The organism is Bradyrhizobium sp. Rc2d, from assembly GCF_900099855.1.
Lineage (GTDB): Bacteria > Pseudomonadota > Alphaproteobacteria > Rhizobiales > Xanthobacteraceae > Bradyrhizobium.
In genome coordinates this window covers 1-19,596 of sequence record NZ_FNCU01000028.1, presented here as the reverse complement: position 1 = coordinate 19,596, position 19,596 = coordinate 1, and the positions used below count along the sequence as shown (strand labels likewise).

General features: G+C 65.6%; 17 protein-coding genes. 9 read left to right on the top strand and 8 right to left on the bottom strand.

Annotation, left to right across the window (positions count from 1 at the left end):
- Positions 1 to 539: 539 nt before the first annotated feature.
- Positions 540 to 1,928: an MFS transporter gene (locus BLV07_RS28685; RefSeq protein ID WP_091892675.1), complete on the top strand. Its 1,389-nt coding sequence runs from the start codon at positions 540 to 542 to the stop codon at positions 1,926 to 1,928.
- Between the two features lie 16 nt (positions 1,929 to 1,944).
- Here BLV07_RS28685 and BLV07_RS28680 read toward each other — a convergent pair whose 3' ends face one another.
- Positions 1,945 to 3,549 carry a B12-binding domain-containing radical SAM protein gene (locus BLV07_RS28680; protein ID WP_091892673.1) on the bottom strand — a complete coding sequence of 535 codons (1,605 nt, stop codon included), beginning with the start codon at positions 3,547 to 3,549 and terminating at the stop codon, positions 1,945 to 1,947.
- Between the two features lie 339 nt (positions 3,550 to 3,888).
- On the opposite strand from BLV07_RS28680, the gene BLV07_RS28670 reads away from it, so the two are divergent.
- From BLV07_RS28670 to soxA, 7 genes are all read left to right on the top strand, one after another.
- Complete coding sequence (locus BLV07_RS28670; RefSeq protein ID WP_091892669.1) at positions 3,889 to 4,338, top strand: (2Fe-2S)-binding protein; 450 nt, start codon at positions 3,889 to 3,891, stop codon at positions 4,336 to 4,338.
- 11 nt (positions 4,339 to 4,349) lie between these two features.
- Positions 4,350 to 6,536: a xanthine dehydrogenase family protein molybdopterin-binding subunit gene (locus tag BLV07_RS28665; protein ID WP_091892667.1), complete on the top strand. Its 2,187-nt coding sequence runs from the start codon at positions 4,350 to 4,352 to the stop codon at positions 6,534 to 6,536.
- Between the two features lie 54 nt (positions 6,537 to 6,590).
- A complete protein-coding gene (locus BLV07_RS28660) occupies positions 6,591 to 7,862 on the top strand; it encodes an NAD(P)/FAD-dependent oxidoreductase (protein WP_091892805.1) in 1,272 nt (423 codons plus the stop codon).
- 198 nt (positions 7,863 to 8,060) lie between these two features.
- Positions 8,061 to 8,498 carry a sulfur oxidation c-type cytochrome SoxX gene (gene soxX, locus BLV07_RS28655; protein ID WP_091892665.1) on the top strand — a complete coding sequence of 146 codons (438 nt, stop codon included), beginning with the start codon at positions 8,061 to 8,063 and terminating at the stop codon, positions 8,496 to 8,498.
- A gap of 8 nt (positions 8,499 to 8,506) precedes the next feature.
- On the top strand, positions 8,507 to 8,974 hold the full coding sequence (locus BLV07_RS28650; protein WP_091892663.1) for a SoxY-related AACIE arm protein: 468 nt from the start codon (positions 8,507 to 8,509) through the stop codon (positions 8,972 to 8,974).
- Positions 8,974 to 9,291: a thiosulfate oxidation carrier complex protein SoxZ gene (gene soxZ / locus BLV07_RS28645; protein ID WP_091892661.1), complete on the top strand. Its 318-nt coding sequence runs from the start codon at positions 8,974 to 8,976 to the stop codon at positions 9,289 to 9,291. The genes BLV07_RS28650 and soxZ overlap by 1 nt, the downstream gene beginning before the upstream one ends.
- Positions 9,288 to 10,067: a sulfur oxidation c-type cytochrome SoxA gene (gene soxA, locus BLV07_RS28640; protein WP_176945821.1), complete on the top strand. Its 780-nt coding sequence runs from the start codon at positions 9,288 to 9,290 to the stop codon at positions 10,065 to 10,067. Before soxZ ends, soxA begins: the two co-directional genes overlap by 4 nt.
- 27 nt (positions 10,068 to 10,094) lie before the next feature.
- Here soxA and BLV07_RS28635 read toward each other — a convergent pair whose 3' ends face one another.
- Together BLV07_RS28635 and BLV07_RS28630 are read right to left on the bottom strand one after the other, a co-directional pair.
- A complete protein-coding gene (locus BLV07_RS28635; protein WP_091892656.1) occupies positions 10,095 to 10,793 on the bottom strand; it encodes a cysteine hydrolase family protein in 699 nt (232 codons plus the stop codon).
- Positions 10,794 to 10,859: 66 nt separating this feature from the next.
- Positions 10,860 to 11,813, bottom strand: a complete 954-nt coding sequence (locus BLV07_RS28630) for a hypothetical protein (RefSeq protein ID WP_176945820.1) — start codon at positions 11,811 to 11,813, stop codon at positions 10,860 to 10,862.
- 164 nt (positions 11,814 to 11,977) lie between these two features.
- Here BLV07_RS28630 and BLV07_RS28625 point away from each other — a divergent pair, with 164 nt between their 5' ends.
- Positions 11,978 to 15,454 carry an indolepyruvate ferredoxin oxidoreductase family protein gene (locus BLV07_RS28625; protein WP_091892652.1) on the top strand — a complete coding sequence of 1,159 codons (3,477 nt, stop codon included), beginning with the start codon at positions 11,978 to 11,980 and terminating at the stop codon, positions 15,452 to 15,454.
- A 290-nt stretch (positions 15,455 to 15,744) separates the two neighbouring features.
- Here BLV07_RS28625 and BLV07_RS28620 read toward each other — a convergent pair whose 3' ends face one another.
- From BLV07_RS28620 to BLV07_RS28605, 5 genes are all read right to left on the bottom strand, one after another.
- Positions 15,745 to 17,475 carry an FAD-dependent oxidoreductase gene (locus BLV07_RS28620; RefSeq protein WP_091892650.1) on the bottom strand — a complete coding sequence of 577 codons (1,731 nt, stop codon included), beginning with the start codon at positions 17,473 to 17,475 and terminating at the stop codon, positions 15,745 to 15,747.
- Between the two features lie 58 nt (positions 17,476 to 17,533).
- Complete coding sequence (locus BLV07_RS28615; RefSeq protein ID WP_091892648.1) at positions 17,534 to 18,553, bottom strand: S1C family serine protease; 1,020 nt, start codon at positions 18,551 to 18,553, stop codon at positions 17,534 to 17,536.
- Positions 18,554 to 18,635: 82 nt separating this feature from the next.
- Positions 18,636 to 19,085, bottom strand: coding sequence for a hypothetical protein (locus BLV07_RS28610; RefSeq protein ID WP_091892645.1), 450 nt, complete (start codon positions 19,083 to 19,085; stop codon positions 18,636 to 18,638).
- Positions 19,086 to 19,202: 117 nt separating this feature from the next.
- Positions 19,203 to 19,379 carry a hypothetical protein gene (locus BLV07_RS47825; RefSeq protein WP_176945819.1) on the bottom strand — a complete coding sequence of 59 codons (177 nt, stop codon included), beginning with the start codon at positions 19,377 to 19,379 and terminating at the stop codon, positions 19,203 to 19,205.
- On the bottom strand, positions 19,376 to 19,596 hold a 221-nt coding region (locus BLV07_RS28605; protein ID WP_143035512.1), incomplete at its 5' end, for a transposase. The genes BLV07_RS28605 and BLV07_RS47825, both read right to left, overlap by 4 nt.

Genomic DNA, 19,596 nt, shown 5'->3' with positions numbered 1-19,596 from the left:
CACCTCGCGTGATCGCGGCGGCATCGACCGCAGACTAGTGCCGATTTGCGATCAGGTTCGGCGCCGATGCTGCCCTGGACTACACCGGCGAGAGGTGGCGCGATGAGCTCAACGAGCTGACGTCGTCCGGATCAGTTGACGACAGCGAGCATCCGGTCAGTTGGGCGCGCGGCGATGAGATGAGCGGATGCGCTGAACTTGCTCGCGAAGCGGACATCGCGCATTCAAGCGAACCTATGCGGGCCTTGTGACCCCTCGTTGGCAGCATAGCATTTTGCCGGTGTTTTGCCCGACGTGTCAACGTCGTGGCGACGACGGGTGTCATCCCAGCGCAATTTGAAAATCCCTTATCGATCAAGCCCATCTCTACTGTGCATGGGGTTGTTTTCGCACTTTTTGTCTGAGCGCATAGCCGCGGACGGCGCGCATACACCGCATGCGTGCTTGTCTCTGTGGCAGGCCGCCCGGCCGTAGTACATGCCGAAAGCCCCTTTTGGCCACGCCGCCGGAGCAACGCGCCAGGCAATGACAATAAGAGAATGACAATCACGTTACCTGCCGCCGCGCGCGAGCCCGACCACACCATCTCCGACGGCCTGCCAGCCGCGCAGCGGCGCTGGGCCATCGCGGCGATCTTCACCGCGCTCGCGATGGCTTCGCTCGACACCGCGATCGCCAACATCGCCCTGCCCGCCATTGCCGCCGACCTGCATGTCACGCCGGAGCAATCGGTCTGGGTCGTCAACGTCTATCAGATCGCGCTGGTGGCGACCCTGCTGCCGCTCGGGGCGCTTGGCGAGATCGTCGGGCACCAGCGCATCTATCTCGGCGGCCTGATCCTGTTCACTGTCGCCTCGCTGCTCTGCGCGGTGGCGTGGTCGCTGGACAGCCTGCTCCTCGCGCGCACGCTGCAAGGCTTAGGGGCCAGCGGCATCATGAGCGTCAACACGGCGCTGGTGCGCTTCGTCTATCCGGGCCGGATGCTGGGCCGCGGTTTCGGCCACAACGCGCTCGTGGTGGCCACCGCCTTCACCTTCGGACCCTCGATCGCCTCCGCCATCCTCGCGCTCGGCCCGTGGCCGTGGCTGTTCGCCGTCAACATCCCGTTCGGCCTCATCGCGATCGGCATCGGCTTTACGATGCTGCCGAGGACACCGCGCGCCGATCACGGTTTTGATTTTATCGGCGCGATCCTGGCGTCGGCCTGCCTCGGCCTATTCATCACCGGCATTGGCAGCGCCGCCCACAATTTGTCGCCGGTGGCCGTGGGAATCGAGTTGGTCTCGGCCCTCGCCTTCGGCTTCATCCTGACGCGCCGCCACGCCGACCATCCCGCGCCGATGCTGCCGATCGACTTGTTCAGCCGGCCGATGTTCGCGCTGTCGGCGGCGACGGCGGTGTGCTCCTTTGCCGTGCAGGGCCTCGCCTTCGTCTCGCTGCCGTTCTACTTCGAGGACGTGCTCGGGCGCTCGCAGGTCGAGACCGGCTTCTTCATGACGCCGTGGCCGCTGGTGGTCGGCATCATGGCGCCGATCGCCGGACGCCTGTCCGACCGCCACGCGGTCGGCCTGCTCGGCGGCATCGGCCTCGTGCTGCTCGGCCTCGGCATGGCGCTGCTCGCGATGCTGCCGGCCAATCCCGCCATTGCCGACATCATCTGGCGGATGGTGATCTGCGGCATGGGGTTCGGCTTCTTCCAGGCACCGAACATGAAGGCGGTGATGTCGAGCGCGCCGCCGCATCGCAGCGGCAGCGCCTCCGGCATCGTCGCCACCGCGCGCCTGACCGGCCAGACCACGGGCGCCGCGCTCGCCGCGGCCTGCTTCGCACTCGCGGGCCACGACGGCGCGACATTGGCGCTGGCGCTCGGCGCAGGCTTTGCCGCGCTCGGCAGCGTGATGAGCTTCCTGCGACTGGCAGTGAAGTAAGCTCTCAGGCCAGGTGTCAGGCCGCCGTCACGTCGACAGTCGCCGGAGTGGCGGTTTCGTTGTCCAGCGCCGCCAGGCGCGCATCGATGGCAGCGATGACCTTGCGCGAGAACGGTCCGAGATGGGCGTAGGCGGCGATCATCTGCACGGCGATGCGCGCCGATGACGTGTCGCGCTTGGCGCAGTTCATGAAGGTCTGCCATAGCGGTCCGCGCGCCTCGGGAAGGGCACTGACCACCTTGTGCACCGTCTCCATCGCGCCGAGCTTGGCGCGGATATCGCCTTCCGCGAGCTCGTGGCGCTGCCGCGAGCGATCGAGCAGCGTCATCAAGCGGTCGACGCGTCCTGCATAGGCTGCCGGGCTGTAGATGTGCTCGAGCACCCGCTTGTAGTCCATCAGGATGTCGCGCAGCGGGCGCACCGGATCGAAGTTGATCCCGGACGTGCACTGATCGGCGCCGATGGTCGGCGCCACATCGTGGCCCGCGTGGAGCCGGCCTTCGCGCTCCAGCCGGCGCGTCAGCTGCGTGTTCGGCAAGGCATAGAGCAGGCCGACCATGCTGACGGGGATCGCCGCCTCCTCGATGAACTCGATCATGGACTCCGCCATCGAGACCTTCTCGTTGTCGAAGCCGACGATGAAACCCGCGGTGACGAGAATGCCGGCAGCGTAGATCTTGTGAATGCTCTCGGCGATGTTGCGCCGCGTGTTCTGCTTCTTCCGCATCGCGACCAGGGTCGCCGGATCCGGACTTTCGATGCCGACGAAGATGCCGAAGAAATTGGCCGCCCCCATCAGCTCCAAGAGCTCCGGATCGTCGGCGAGGTTGACCGAGGCTTCGGTGGAGAATTCGAACGGATAGCCGTGGGCGCGCTGCCATTCGGCGAGTTGGGGCAGGAATAGCCGCAGCGACTTCTTGTTGCCAATGAAATTGTCGTCGACGAAGTCGAGATGACCGCGATAGCCCATTTGGTAGAGCGTATCGAGCTCGCGCAGGATCTGCTCGTTCGTCTTGGTCCGTGGGACGCGTCCATAGAGCTCGATGATGTCGCAGAACTCGCAGGTGAACGGACATCCGCGGGAATACTGCACACCGAGATAGAGGTAGTCCTCGAACTTGAGCAGGTCGAAACGCGGCACCGGCGTCTTGGTGACGTCGGCCTGGAATTTCGGCGCGGTGAAGACGCCGGACCGCGCGCCGCTGTCCCAGGCCGTGATGAATTGGTCGATGACGCTCTCAGCCTCGCCGAGCACCCGGAAGTCGGCCCGCTCGTAGATGTGGGGGCTCGAGGTGGGATCGGGACCGCCGACCACCACCGGCTTGCCAGCCGCGCGGCAGAGCTCGATCAGACGCAGCGTGTCGGCCTGCTGCGGCAGCATTCCGCCGGTGAAGACGACGTCGGCCCAGGCGAGATCGTCGTCGCCGAGGGGCGCCGTGTTGCAATCGATCAGCCGGACCGTCCAGCTCTCGGGCAGCATTGCGGCAACGGTGATCAGACCCAGAGGGGCGGCAGGGCGCTTGACGCCCAACACTTTGCAGGATTCGCCAAAGGTCCAGAAGGACTCCGCCGAGAACAGCGGGTAGAGCATCAGCACGTTGCAGGGACTCGGCACGTTCATGGAACTCCTGTTGGCGGCGGCGCAGTGTATCAAAGCGCCTGCGTCTTGCACCCCGGCAAAAGGGACAAACTGTCGCCGCTATACAGCGGCGATCCGGCCCGGAACCGGCGTTCACGGCCGGACGTCGCCTCAAGCCGTGGATTGGCGCCCACGGAAGAGGCGCCAACCCGAATCGATTGAGAAGGGATGAGGCAAAACAACGCTCCGGTCCATACTTTCAAGCAGGAGGGCCATGCATCCCGGCCACCCCGCGGACTGTTGATTTGAACAGTTCCAGTTTGCCGGACACATTCCGCCGCTGAGTTCAATCGGTGGATTGGGCCAATCAGGGGACTTGCGATGGCAAACCTAACAATCAACGGAAAAACCTTCACACTCGACGTCGAGCCGGATACGCCGCTGCTCTGGGCGATCCGCGAGAATGCCGGCCTGACCGGCACCAAATACGGTTGCGGCATCGCACAATGCGGCGCCTGCACGGTTCACATCGACGGCGTGGCGATGCGCTCCTGCGGCGTTTCGGTCAGCGAGGCCGAGGGCAAGAAGATCACAACGATCGAAGGGCTCGCATCCGGGAATTCGTTGCACAAGGTGCAGGAAGCCTGGATCGCCCAGGACGTGCCCCAATGCGGCTATTGCCAAAGCGGCATGATCATGGCGGTCGCGGCACTCTTGAACGAGAAGCCGAAGCCGACCGACGCCGACATCGACGAGGCCATCACCAATATCTGCCGCTGCGGCACCTTCCAGCAGGTGCGCGAGGCGATCCACACGATCGCAAGCGCGTAAGGAAATCCCACATGAACAAGCATGTTTCGCCGCGGCTCAACCGCCGCGCCTTCGTCATCGGCACGGCCGCGGTCGGTGCCGGTCTCGCAATCGGCTTCGACATCCCCTTCGGCGGCCCCGCCGTGGTCCGCGCCGCCGACGGTTCGCCCGAGGTCGGCGCCTGGGTCGTGGTCCGGCCCGACGACACCATCGTGATCCGCATCGCCCGCTCCGAGATGGGCCAGGGCTCGCTGACCGGCCTCGCCCAGCTCGTCGCCGAGGAGCTCGAATGCGACTGGACCAAGGTCACGACCGAATATCCGACGCCCGGCCAGAGCGTCGCCCGCAAGCGCGTCTGGGGCGATTTCTCGACCGGCGGCAGCCGCGGCATCCGCTCCTCGCAGGACTATGTCCGCAAGGGCGGCGCCACCGCGCGCGTGATGCTGATCCAGGCCGCCGCCGATGCGTGGAAGGTGCCGGCATCCGAATGCACGGCCGCGAACAGCGTCATCACCCATACGCCTTCGGGCAAGACCACGACCTACGGCAAGGTCGCCGAGGCTGCGGCGAAGCTGACGCCGCCGGCGAACGTCAAGGTGAAGGATCCGAAGGACTGGAAGCTGATCGGCAAGGGCGTGAACCGGCTCGACACCGCCGACAAGACCACCGGCGCCATGATCTACGGCATCGACGTCAAGCTGCCGGGCATGCTCAACGCCGCGGTCAAGGACTGTCCGGTGTTCGGCGGCAAGCTGAAGAGTTTTGACGAGTCCAAGATCTCCGGCATGAAGGGCGTCAAGAAGGTCGTCAAGGTCGGGGACACCGCGGTCGCCGTCGTTGCCGACACCTGGTGGCACGCCAAGACCGCGCTGGAGGCGCTGCCGATCGTCTGGGATGAGGGCGACAACGCCAAGGTCTCCAGCGAGTCGATTGCGAAATGGCTGACTGAAGGCCTCGACGACGCGCAGCCGGCCTATGTCGGCAACAAGAACGGCGACGCGAAGGCCGCGATCGCCGGTGCCGCCAAGAAGATCGAGGCGGTCTACAGCTATCCCTACCAGAACCACGCCACGATGGAGCCGATGAACGCCACCGCGCTCTACACGGCGGACAAATGCGAGGTCTGGTGCGGCACGCAGAATGGCGAGGCGGCCTTCGCGGCGGTGCTGGAGGCGTCGGGCTTGCCGGCGGAAAAGTGCGACGTGCACAAGGTGATGCTCGGCGGCGGCTTCGGCCGGCGCGGCCAGACCGACTATGTCCGTCAGGCGGTCATGATCGCCAAGCAAATGCCGGGCACACCGATCAAGCTGTTGTGGTCGCGCGAAGAGGACATGGCGCACGGCCGGTATCACCCGATCACCCAGTGCAAGATGACCGGCGCGTTCGACGCCAACAACAATCTGGTCGCGCTGCACTACCGCCTGTCCGGGCAGTCGATCCTGTTCTCGCTGCGCCCCGAAGCGCTGCAGAACGGCATGGATCCGGCGGCATTCCAGGGCGTCGCCCAATCCGGCGAGGCCGCGTTCGGCTATTCGGTGCCGAACCTGTTGATCGAGCATGCGATGCGTAACCCGCACGTTCCGCCCGGCTTCTGGCGCGGCGTCAACGTCAATCACAACGCGATCTACATGGAATGCTTCATGGACGAGCTGGCCCAGGCCGCAGGCCAGGACCCGCTCGAATTCCGCCGCAATCTGATGGGCAATCACCCCAAGCACCTCGCGGTGCTCAATGCCGTGGCCGAGAAGATCGGCTGGACCACGCCGGCGCCGCAAGGCGTCTATCGCGGCATCGCCCAGGTCATGGGCTATGGCAGCTATGTCGCCGGCGCCGCCGAAATCTCGGTGACCGACGGCAGCAAGATCAAGGTGCATCGCATCGTCGCCTCCACCGACCCCGGCTATATCGTCAATCCGGCGCAGGTGGAGCGGCAGATCGCGGGCTCCTTCGTCTATGGCCTCTCGGCGCTGTTCTACGGCGGCTGCACCGTCAAGGACGGCAAGATCGAGCAAACCAACTTCGACACCTACAACTCGATGCGCATCAACGAGATGCCGAAAGTGGAGACGGTGATGGTGCCGAGCGGCGGGTTCTGGGGCGGCGTCGGCGAGCCGACCATCGGCGTCGCGGCGCCCGCGGTGCTCAACGCCTACTTCGCGGCGACGGGCAAGCGCATCCGCTCGATGCCATTGCGCGACCAGAACATCACCTTCGCCTAAGAGAGCGCTGCGGCTGCCACAATGGCAGCCGCAGCATTTTTCTGGACAAGCCTCATGAACGCGCCGGTGACACGGCGGAATGCCATCCTCGGCATCACCGCCGCGGCCACATCGCTCGCCGCACCTTCGATCCTGCGCGCGCAATCGGCGGGCCGCATTGTCGTGGTCGGCGGCGGCTTTGGCGGCGCGACTTGCGCCCGCGCACTCAAGCGCGCTGACGCGAAATTGCAGATGACCCTGATCGAGCCGAACAAGACCTTCATCTCCTGTCCCCTCAGCAACGAGGTGATCGCGGGCCTGCGCGATATGGGAGCGCAGCAGTTCGGCTACGACAAGCTCGCCGCCGAGGGCATCAGCGTCGTCGCTCAGGCCGCGACGACCATCGACACGCAAAAGCGCAGCGTGACGGCGGCCGATGGCGCCACGTTTGGTTATGACCGTCTCGTGCTCTCGCCGGGCATCGACTTCCATGTCGAGGCTCTGCCCGGCTACGACGACGCTGCGTCGGAAAAGATGCCGCACGCCTGGAAGGCTGGCGCACAAACCCTCTTGCTGCGCAGGCAGTTGGAGGCGATGGCGGACGGTGGCACGGTCGCGATTGTGATCCCGGCCAATCCCTCGCGTTGCCCGCCGGCACCTTACGAGCGCGCCAGCCTGATCGCGCATTATCTCAAGACCACGAAGCCACGCTCGAAAGTCCTGATCCTCGATGCCAAGGACGCCTTCTCCCAGCAGCGGCTATTCGAGAGAGCTTGGAAAGAGCTCTACGGCGACATGATCGAGCGGGTCGCGCTGTCGCAAGGCGGCCGCGTCACCTCAGTCGACCCCGCGACCAGGACCATCGTCACCGAGTTCGGCAACTACACGCCTGACGTTGCCAACGTCATTCCACCGCAGCGCGCCGGGCGCATTGCCGAGATCGCGGGCGCTGCGGATGCCACCGGCTGGTGCCCGATTGATCCCGTCACTTTCGAATCGAAGCTCGTCAAGGACATCCACGTCATCGGCGACGCCTGCCTTGGCGGCGGCATTCCCAAATCGGCTTCCGCTGCAAGCACGCAAGGCAAGGCTTGCGCCGTCGCGATCATCGCTTTGCTCGCGGGCCGCACGCCGGAAGCGCCGCGGCTGACGGGCGTCTGCTACACCACCGTCGCACCCGGCTACGGCTTTTCGCTTGCCGGCACCTACCAGCCGAAAGGCGACATCTTCGCCGAGGTCGAAGGCGGCGCGACCAGCCCGGTCGATGCCCCGCGCGAGCTGCGCGCCCGCGAGGCAGCCGAGGCGGAGCACTGGTTTCAAAACATCACGGCAGACACCTTTGGCTAACGCATGATGAGACCGGGCTGTCGCCACGAACACGGTGCGCTCCCTCCCCCGCCACTGGGGGAGGGCTGGGGAGAGGGTGTCTCCACAATCGAGAGCCCCCAAGAGGAAAGAGCCCTCACCCGCGCCTTCGGCGCGACCTCTCCCGCAAGCGGGAGAGGTAAGTGGAGCTCGCGGCTAGATTTCTCGTCACACAACCGATTGATTGTCGCTGCGCTGGTCGCAGCAAATCTTACACTTGCGGGTGGTGCGACTGCCGAAGACCTAGTGCCTTACAAAATCGTCGGCGACGGCATTCCGGCTTCCCTCACCGGCTCGCCGGGCGATGCCGCGCGCGGACGCGCGCTGGTGCAGGCGCGCACGACGACCTGCATCCTCTGCCATTCCGGCCCCTTCCCGGAAACGCGTTTCCAAGGCGATCTCGCGCCTGATCTGGCCGGCGCAGGGAACCGCTGGACGGCAAGCCAGTTGCGGCTTCGGCTGGTCGATGCGTCGCGCTTCAACCCGCAGACCATCATGCCGTCCTACTATCGCAAGGATGACCTCGTGCGTGCTGGACGCAGTTTCACCGGCAAGCCGATATTGTCGGCCGCGGAGATCGAGGACATCGTGGCCTTTCTTGCAACGCTTCGGGATTAGGACTGATCATGCCAACCACGCGACGCCAATTCTTGAGTCTTGCCGGCAGCGTGACGGCCGCCGGCGCGATTCCGATCGTGACGCTGCGGCCGGTCGAGGCGACCGCGGTGATGCTAACCGCCGCGATCCGCAACGTCGTCGGTGAAGCGCAATTGCGCACCGGCAAGGTCAAGCTCGACATTCCGCCGCTGGTCGAAAACGGCAACACGGTGCCGATGACGGTGAGCGTCGCAAGCCCGATGACCGCGGACGATTACGTCAAGAGCATCCACGTCTTCAACGAGAAGAACCCGCAGCCGAACATCGGCAATTTCCATCTCAGCCCCGCCTCCGGCCGGGCCCAGGTCTCGACCCGGATCCGGCTCGCCGACAGCCAGAAGGTGGTGGCGATCGCACGCCTGTCCGACGACAGCTTCTGGCAGGTCGCCGCCGACGTCGTCGTGACGTTGGCCGCCTGCACCGAGGAGATGAACTGATGGCCGCCCTCATCAATGTTCCCGCAAAGGCCAAACGCGGCGAGATTATCGAAATCCGCGCGCTGACCTCGCACATCATGGAGACCGGCTTCCGCCACACCGTGGACGGCAAGCTGGTGCCGCGCGACATCATCACGAGCTTCAGCTGTCGCTACAACGGCGCCGAGATCTTTCGCGCCGATCTGTTTCCGGCGATCGCCGCGAATCCATATTTGTCGTTTTTCACGGTCGCCAAGGAGAGCGGCAAGTTCGAGTTCGAATGGATCGGCGACAACGGCTATTCGTCCACCGCATCGGCATCGATCATCGTCGAATGAAGTCTTGGTGCGCGATAGTGGTGGCGGCGCTGACCGCCGCGGCCCCTGCCCTGCTCGCCGGTGAAATCCCGCCTGAGGCGCGCCGCTCCGGCTATTCGTTCATGGGACCCGACACGCGCGCGATGCAGGATGATGATACGTCCAATCCGGGCATGCTGTTCGTGCTCGACGGTCAGGCACTGTGGGGAAAGAAGACCGGCAGTGCGGAGAAATCCTGCGCAGATTGCCATGGCGATGCACATAGCAGCATGAAGGGTGTCGCGGCGCGCTATCCGGCTTTCGACAAGGCGCTCGGCCGTCCCGTCACGCTCGACCAGCGCATCAACCTCTGCCGCGGCAATCACCAGCAGGCGACGCCTCTGCCCTATGAGAGCCGCGATCTGCTGGGGTTGTCAGCTTTCGTCGCCCATCAATCGCGCGGCGTTGCGATCACCGCTGGCGACGATCCACAGGTAAGACCCTTCATCGAACAGGGTCGCGACCTCTTCATGCGGCGCGAGGGCCAGCTCAATCTCGCCTGCGCCAATTGCCATGACGATAATTTCGACAAACGTCTTGCCGGCGCGCCGATCACGCAGGGACAGCCGACCGGCTATCCGCTGTATCGACTGGAATGGCAGACGCTGGGTTCGCTGGAGCGACGGCTGCGCAGCTGCATGACCGGCGTGCGCGCCCAAGCCTATGATTACGGTTCGCCCGAGCTGGTCGCGCTCGAGCTCTATCTGATGTCGCGAGCGCGCGGCCTGCCGATCGAGACGCCCGCGGTGCGGCCGTAGGCGATAACAGCCTGGACTGGCCGTCGTCTAAGCCGTCGAAGCCTTCATCGCCTCCAGGACTGCGGCCGAGCTAGCCACCCAGCCGAAGATACCGCCCTGGGCCTTGATCATCTTCAGGCCCATCTCGTGAAACTCGGGAAAGTAGGATGCGCAGCCGTCGGAGATGACGACGCAGCGATAGCCACGGTCATTGGCCTCGCGCACAGTGGTGTTGACGCAGACTTCCGTGGTGACGCCGCACACGAGCAAATTCTCGATGCCGTATTTTTCCAAGACGTTGCCGAGCTCGGTGGCGTAGAATGCACCCTTGCCCGGCTTGTCGATGACGATCTCGCTGTCGAGCGGATAGAGCTCGGGAATGATGTCGTGGCCGGCCTCGCCGCGGATGAGGATGCGCCCCATCGGGCCAGGATCGCCGATGCGCAAGGACGGCGCACCGCGCTCGACCTTCGCCGGCGGCGCGTCGGAGAGATCGGGCAGATGGCCTTCCCGCGTGTGGATCACCAGCATGCCGGTGTCGCGCGCCGCCTTCAGCACTGCGCCGATCGGCTTCACCGCGCGCCCGAGCTGGCTGACGTCATTGCCGAGCGTCTCGCCGAAGCCGCCTGGCTCGAGAAAATCGCGCTGCATGTCGATGATGAGAAGCGCGGTGGCGGGCCAGTCGAGCCGGATCGGCTCGGGCTCGGCGCTGATGACGCCCCCTGCCGGCCTGGTTGAGTTCAGCATGATGCCACCCCCTGCGAGAACACCCGTTGCTGGAACTTCTGCAAGCGCCGTGCCACCGCTCGGCCCCTACCGCCCCGTCCTGTACAGCCGCCGATACTCGTCCTCATACGGCGCATACGACTCCTTCAGCGTCGCCATGTTCAGCAGCATGGTGGCGACCAGCGCATTCGCCTTGTCGAACACGCGCGTCTTGGCCCAGGCGCTTTCGGTGCGACGGCTGCCGGAGAGCGCGACCACTTCGCGCTCCACTTCGTACTCCTCGTCGACGAACAGCGGCCCCTGCACCAGCCTGATCTCCTGATCGGCGAACAGGCCGACCGCCGGTCCCTTGGCCGGCAGCGGATCGTCCTTGGAGCGGTACTGGAACAGCACGCTCAGCATCTCCGTCGGGATGATGGGCTTGCGCCACGGATTGTCGGCGCCGGAATAGTACGGCGAGTTTTCGGTAATCACGGCGAGCTTTTGCCGGAGCGAGAACGGATAGAGGTCGCCCATGGTCTGGTCGAAGGCCATATGCACCGTTTGCCGCCTGCTCGTCTGCGCCACCTTCACGTCACGCAGGATCACGGGATCGGTGAGCGGCTTGAGCTCGGCAAGGCGCGCCTCGAGCGCGGTCACTGCGTGCGGCTCGCCGACCGAGGCTGTGCCGCGCAGCACCTCGGTGCCATCGCGCTTGACCATCTGGATCTGGCACTGGCGGGTAGCAGGCAGCGGCTTTGACAGGATCGCCTGCACCTCCTCACCCTCGTAGCAGACGCTGCGGTAATGCGCGGAGAGGCACCCCGTTTCGAACCAGGCGCGTCCCCACAGCCGTTCGCCGAGCGGTGCGAACTGGCTGAAATGCGTCGGCCCTTCGATGGTGCCGCCCTTGAAGCCGAGCTTCCGCGCGGTGGCGTCGTCATGAATCGAGGCGTGCGCGTCGTAGGTTTGCGCCTGCAGCATCTGGCGCGGCCGGCGCCACGGCCCGATCAGGGCCTCGGCCGTCTCAGTGATCTCGGTGTCGAATGCGTCTGCAGCCATGGTGTTCTCCACAAGCAGCCATGACTAGCAGGAGCGCCACGGATGCGGCCAGCGATATTGACTTCGCCTGTGCATGCTTTTGACTGTCACAATTCGCGTCGCGCCGCCGCAATCCTTCTCGCAGCGCAAACCCCACACCCGAACGAGAGCCGAGGACTTCCGAAATGACGCTGATGCAGGTCGAGCTGGACGATAAATACCGGCTCGAATCGAAGCGGATCTTCCTGTCGGGCACCCAGGCCCTGGTCCGCTTGCCGATATTGCAACGCGAACGCGACCGGCTTCAGGGGCTCAATACCGGCGGCTTCATCTCGGGCTATCGCGGTTCCCCGCTCGGCATGTACGACCACGCGTTGTGGCGCGCGAAGTCTTTCCTCCAGCAGCATGACATAGCCTTCGTCCCCGGCCTGAACGAGGATCTGGCCGCGACCGCCGTCTGGGGCAGCCAGCAGGTCGGCCTGTTTCCCGGCGCCAAGGTCGATGGCGTGTTCGGCATCTGGTACGGCAAGGGGCCGGGCGTCGATCGCTCGGTCGATGCGCTCAAGCACGCCAACGCAGCGGGCACCTCGCTCAATGGCGGTGTGCTCGCGCTGGCCGGTGACGACCACGGCTGCCAGTCCTCAACGCTGGCGCATCAGAGCGAGCAGGTGTTCGCGGCAGCGCTGATCCCCGTGATCAATCCCGCCACGCTCCAGGATTATCTCGACCTCGGCCTCTACGGTTTCGCGCTGTCGCGCTTCTCCGGCTGCTGGGTCGGCTTCAAGGCGATCAGCGAAACCGTCGAGAGCTCGGCATCGATCTATAGCGACCCCGAACGCATCCAGATCAGGCTTCCCGACGATTTCGAGATGCCGCCCGGCGGCCTCAACATCCGCTGGCCGGATCCACCGCTGGACGCCGAGAGGCGCCTGTTCGGGCCGAAGATGGAAGCGGTGCAGGCCTTCGCCCGCGCCAACCAGCTCGACCGTATCGTGCTCGATTCAAAACCCGCGCGGCTCGGCATCATCGCGACCGGGAAGGCCTATCTCGACCTGCGCCAGGCGCTCGCCGACTTGGGGATCACCGACAAGGACGCGCAGGACCTCGGCCTACGCATCTACAAGGTCGCGATGACCTGGCCGCTGGAGGAACGCGGCGCCAAGCGTTTCGCGGAAGGCCTTCAGGATGTCCTCGTGGTCGAGGAGAAGCGCGGCTTCATCGAAGACCAGCTGATGCGCATCCTCTACAACATCGATGCGTCCAGGCGCCCGACCGTCACGGGCAAGCGTGACGAGCGCGGCGCACCGCTGCTGCCGAGCGAGGGCGAGCTGACGCCGACCATCGTCGCCTCTGCGCTGGTGGCGCGCTTACGTAAGCTCGGCCACCACAGCCCGGTGCTGGAGCAGCGCCTGGCGCGGCTCGAGGCGTTCGACAACCCTGTTACCACCAGCACGCCAATCAAGCTCGCGCGCACGCCGTTCTTCTGCTCGGGCTGCCCGCACAACTCCTCGACGCGCGTGCCCGAAGGAAGCCGCGCCATGGCCGGCATCGGCTGCCACGGCATGGCCCTAAGCATGCCGACCCGCCGCACCGATCTGATCTCGCATATGGGCGCCGAAGGTGTGAACTGGATCGGGCAATCGCCCTTCACCACCGAGAAGCACATCTTCCAGAACCTCGGCGACGGCACCTACACCCATTCCGGCCTTCTCGCCCTCCGTGCCGCCTCGGCCGCCGGCATCAACATCACCTACAAGATCCTCTACAATGACGCCGTCGCCATGACCGGCGGCCAGCCGGCCGAAGGCAGCTTCAACGTCGCGCAGATCGCGCATCAGGTCTGGGCCGAAGGCGTCAAGCGGCTTGCGATCGTCTCGGACGATCCGAGCAAATATCCGCAAGGAAATTACTTCCCGCACGGCGCGACCATCCACCACCGCCGCGAGCTCGACGCCGTGCAGCGCGAGCTGCGCGACATCAAGGGTCTCACGGTCATCATCTACGACCAGACCTGCGCCGCCGAAAAGCGCCGCCGGCGCAAGCGCGGGCTCTATCCCGATCCCGCCAAACGCGCCTTCATCAACGAGCTCGTCTGCGAAGGCTGCGGCGATTGCTCTCAGGCCTCCAACTGCGTCTCGGTACAACCGCTGGAGACTGAGTTCGGCCGCAAGCGTCAGATCGACCAGTCGAACTGCAACAAGGACTTTTCCTGCGTCGAAGGCTTTTGCCCGAGTTTTGTCACCGTGCATGGCGGCAGCCTGAAGCGCATGAAGACGTCAGCAGTCGATTCCGGCCAGCTGTTCGCCGATCTGCCGCTGCCGCCGGCGCGCGAGCTGGACGGCCCCTACAACATCCTCGTCACCGGCATCGGTGGCACTGGCGTCATCACCATCGGCGCGCTGCTCGGCATGGCCGCCCATGTCGATGGTCGCGGCTGCTCGGCGCTCGACTTCACCGGCCTGTCGCAGAAAAACGGCGCCGTGATGAGCCATGTCCGTATCGCGCCGAAGCCGGAAGACATCTCCGCCGTCCGCATCACCACCGGCGGCGCCGACGTCATCCTCGGCTGCGACATGATCGTCTCGGCCGGTCCCACTGCGCTGAGCCGCGCCGAGCGCGGCGTGACCAGGGCCTACATCAACGCCGACCTGCAGCCGACCGCGAGCTTCGTGCAAAACCCCGATCTCGATTTCGAGATGGGCGCGATGCAGACCGTGCTGCGCGACGCGATCGGCGACAAGAACCTCGACATCATCGACGCGACAGGCATTGCCGCGGCGCTGATGGGCGACAGCATCGCCACCAACCCCTTCATGCTCGGTTTCGCCTTCCAGAAGGGTGCGATCCCGCTGTCGCTCGAGGCCCTGCTCCGCGCCATCGAGATCAACGGCGCGGCGATCGAGATGAACAAGCTCGCTTTCACATGGGGACGGCTTGCCGCCCACGATATGTCGCGGGTGCGCAGCGTCCTCCAGTTCAAGAACAGGGCGGCCGCGCCGACGAAGTCGCTCGACGACATCATCGCGACCCGCGCCGAGTTCCTGACCGGCTATCAGGACAAGGCCTATGCCGAACGCTACCTCGCAGCTGTCGCCAAGGTGCGCAGGGCGGAGAGCGCGGCCTCGCCGCGCTCCACGGAGCTGACGCAGGCAGTCGCAAAGAACCTGTTCAAGCTGATGTCCTACAAGGACGAGTATGAGGTCGCGCGGCTCTATACCGACGGCAGCTTTGCCAAGAAGGTGTCGGAAAAATTCGACGGCGACTTCACGCTGAAATACCACCTCGCGCCACCGATCTTTGCGAAGCGCGATAACGCGACGGGCCGCCTCCAGAAGCAGGAGTTCGGCGGCTGGATGATCCATGCTTTCCGCGTTCTCGCGAGGCTCAAATTCCTGCGCGGCACCGCGTTCGATCCGTTCGGCCGCACCGAGGAGCGCAAGACAGAGCGCAAGCTGATCGAGGATTATCTCGGCATGATCAATCAGCGGATTGCGAGACTGAAGGCCGAGCAGATCCCGCTGCTGGCACAGCTTGCGCGCGTGCCGGAGACGATCCGCGGCTTCGGTCACGTCAAGGAAGTCAACATCAAGCAGGCGGCGGCCGAGACAGCGCGGCTGGAAGCGGAGCTGGAGAATAGCCGCTTTGCGGCGGCTGCGGAGTGACGGGAAGCGCGAGCTGTCTCCACACGTCATTGCGCGGAGCTCGCGACAAAACTGCGTAGCAATTTTGCGCTGATGCGACGAAGCAATCCAGGACTGTCCCCGCGGAAAGACTCTGGATTGCTTCGCTGCGCTCGCAATGACGAGATTGTCGGACGCGCTCGCCACACACTCGGTGTCATCGCCCGGCTTGACCGGGCGATCCAGTACGCCGAGACAGTTGTGATTAAGCCGATAAGCCGCGGCGTACTGGATGCCCCGCCTCCGCGGAGCATGACAGCGGGTGGAGATGGCTAGACCGACGTCGTGGCAACGCTTGATGCGACCGACGCTGCACCACCCTCCGCCAAATGCCGCCCCGCGATGTACCCGAATGTCAGCGCTGGCCCCAGCGTGATGCCCGACCCCGGACAGTTGCCGTTCATGATCGAGGCCATGTCGTTGCCGCAGGCATAGAGGCCGGCGATCGGGGTGCCATCCGCGCGCAGCACGCGGGCCTGCGCATCGACCCTCATGCCGATCGCCGTGCCGAGATCGGCCGGATGGATGCGCATCGCGAAGAATGGCGCGCGGACAATTGGCGCGACGCAAGGATTGGGCTTGTGAGCGGCATCGCCGAGATGACGCTGGTAGATGGTGCTGCCGCGGCCGAATTCGGGATCGCGGCACTCTTTCGCACCGGCATTGTAGGCCGCGATCGTCGCCGCGAGCGTGGACGGCTTGATGCCGATCTTTGCCGCGAGCTGCGCAACGTCAGAACCCTCGGTCAACTCGCCGCTCGCCACATAACGCCGATAATTGCGCGTGAACGGCTTGATACGGCCGAGACCGTAGCTCCACAGGAACTGGCGGTCACAGATGAGGTAAAACGGCCGGTCCGGCTCGCCATTGCCGTCGCGCAGCATGGCGAGCACGAATTCGTGGTAGGATAGCGCCTCGTTGACGAAGCGCCGACCTGCGGCATTGATGGCGATCACGCCGGGCTTGGCGCGGTCAGTCACCGTGTGCGCAAAGACGCCACGGCTGCCGTCGGCACGGCGGAACAGCGAGGCCGGCACCCAATAGGCCGGGCTGGTCGCGTCCGTGTTGAGCGCGGCACCGGCAGCAGCCGCAAGCCGAAGCCCGTCGCCTGTCCCCGATGGGTTGGTGGCCGAGACAAAACCAGCAGCGGCCGGGAAGAACCGTTTGCGCAAGCGCGCATCGTGCGAGAAGCCGCCGGTCGCGAGCACCACGCCGCGGCGCGCCGCGATCAGGCGGTCGCGGGCGCCGTGGCGGATCACCACACCAGCCACGCGATCGCCTTGCATCGACAAGTCCTCGACATCGGCGCTGAAGAGGATCTCGACCTGCCGCGCCAGAAGCGAGGCATACAGCCGCGCGGCGAGCGCATTGCCGAGATGCAACGTGGTGCCGCGCGGCGCGCGCAAGCGCTGCCACGCATACGCTGAAACCAGTCGCGCGGCGCGTAACGTCGAGCGCAGCGATTTTCCGGCCCGGCGCAGATGCGGAATGTCGAGACCGTTGACCATCATTCCGCCGAACAGCGTGGATTCCGGCAGCGGCGGCCGCAAGCGCGCAAAAGCCTTGCCGAGCCGCGCGCCGTCGAACGCCACCGGCTCCAGCACGCGCCCGCCGGACGTCGCACCCAGCCGCTCCGGATAATAGTCCGGATAGGTCTTGACCGGCTGGAGCCGCAATTCGGTGTTGGCTTCGAGATAGGCGAGCGCCTCGGGTCCGCGCGCGAGGAAGGCGGCGCGCAGGCCGGCATTGGCCGGCTCAGGCACCGTGCTCGACAGATACTGCACGGCGTCAGCGACGCTGTCGGACAGCCCCGCCTCCTTCATCTTGGGATTGGCGGGGATCCAGACCATGCCGCCGGACCACGCCGTGGTGCCGCCGACGAAGGCGGTCTTCTCGATCACCAGCACACGCAGCCCTTCGGCGGCCGCAACGGCCGCCGCTGTCATGCCGCCGGCACCGGCGCCGATGACAACGACATCGTAGGTCTCATGTGCCGGCATCATGCGGCAAGGTTCCGGGAGCGAGGCATGACCCCGTCATACCTCGCTCACCGGCCCGCAGCTAGCGCGCCTTCTTGCGCTCGACCGGGTCGATGTCGATCGCCCGCAGGCGGCCGAGTCGCAGCATGTCCATGGCCAGCCGCCGGCCGATGCGGTCGCGGTCGAGCACGCGGATCAGGTCGTCGACGCCGTTGATCTCGACACCGTCGAGCCTGACGACGACATCGCCGGGCAACAGGCCCGCTTTCGCGGCCGGGCCGTCAGGCTCGATCTGCATCAAGAGCGCGCCCATCTTGTTCTCGACACCGGCCAGCACGGCCTGCCGCCGCGGGACCGGCGCGGTTTGCCCGGCAACGCCGATATAGGCGCGGCGGACGTAACCGTGGCGGATGATCTCCGACAGCACGAATTGCGCGGTGTTGCTGGCGACCGCAAAGCAGATGCCTTGAGCACCGCTGATGATGGCGGTGTTGATGCCGATCACCTCGGCATTCGAGGACACCAGCGGGCCGCCGGAATTGCCCGGGTTGAGCGCGGCATCGGTCTGGATCACGTCCTCGATGGTGCGCCCGCTGACCGAGCGGATCGAGCGGCCGAGCGCCGAGACCACGCCGGCGGTCACGGTCGATTCGAAGCCGAGCGGATTGCCGATCGCGATCACGAGCTGACCGCGCCGCAGGTTCTTGGAATTGCCCAGCGCGGCATAAGGAAGGTGGCGCACGCCATTGGCGCGCAGCAGCGCAAGGTCGGTGTCGGGATCGACGCCGAGCACCTGGGCATCGCCGACATGGCCCTCGACGTCGCGCAGCCGGATCTCCTTGGAGGAACCGACCACATGGCTGTTGGTGAGGACGAGTCCGTCCGGCGAGATCACGATGCCCGAGCCGAGCCCGCCGCGCTCGCGGCCGTTTGGCACTTTTGGCCCGGTCTCGACCCGCACGACCGCAGGGCCGACGCGATCGGTCACGTCGATCACGGCATTGGAATAGGCGTCGAGCAAGGCCCGGTCATCGACCGGGGCAGACGCCGTCGTTCGCGATGACGATGCGTCACCGGCGATATCTGAGGTGAAGTCCAACATGGCAAGAGTCCTTGAGGCTCACACAGATGGTGGCCTGTTCCCTCCAGCGCAAGTGGCCCAACCGGGGCGCAGGGCTGGGCTGCTAGGGTGCCCGCCTCAGCGAGCCGCCTCTTGCCTTGACCGGATCGAGCAGCGACCAGTCCCCATCCGGGAGCACATGGCCCTTGGGAAATGGTGCACGCAGCTCGAGCCCGAGCGAGCCCAGCACGCGGTCGTCGCGGTAGTAGCATTGCAGCACGACGCGGACGAGCGTTGCGGCGGCGACGCCGCCGTGCTTGCGAAACTCCTGCGCCACCGCATCGCGCTTGGCAGCATCGAGCTCGGCGAGCGGCGCTCCGGCGAGCCGCGCCAGATGATCCAGCGCCGCCGCCACCAATTTGGTGTCGCGGCCGAGAGTTGCCAGCATGTCGGCCTGGATTGCGGAGTCGTCGGCGCCGGGAACACGATATTCCTCGCTCGCGGGAATGATCATCGCGGCGATGGTGCGCAGGTCCTGGCGGTGCCGAGGCGTGAGGGTGGGTTGATCAATCATTGGGTCCTCGCGTCGGAACGTTGCGGCTAAGGTGATGGTGCGAACCCTCCCCCGCTTGCGGGGGAGGGTTGGGGAGAGGGTGCATCCACAGAGGGACTCCCCAAGAGGAAAGAGCCCTCACCCGCCGCGCTCTTCGAGCGCGCCGACCTCTCCCGCAAGCGAGAGCTTTGCGCAATCGGTCGCGCAGGAGTGAGGCGCGATTTCAAGGATTTTTTTGCGGCCTCGGGCGGGGCGCGAACGGTGGATCGGGCCGTTTTCGCGGCTGAATCGATGGCCGTGGGCGATGGCGGTCACGCCATCCCCCTTGTCGGACGCAGCACCGCCCATCGTTTGAGGTTCATGGCGAGGCAAAGCAGACGCAGATGCGTCTGGTTGCGCGCCAAGCCCAGATAGCTAGCGCGCGCCCAGCCATAGACGACCTTGAGGCGCGCGAAGACCTGCTCGACCGGCGCGCGGCGCCGCCCCACAGCGTCGTTGAAGCGCTTCTGCCGGTCGGTCAGCGGATGATGTT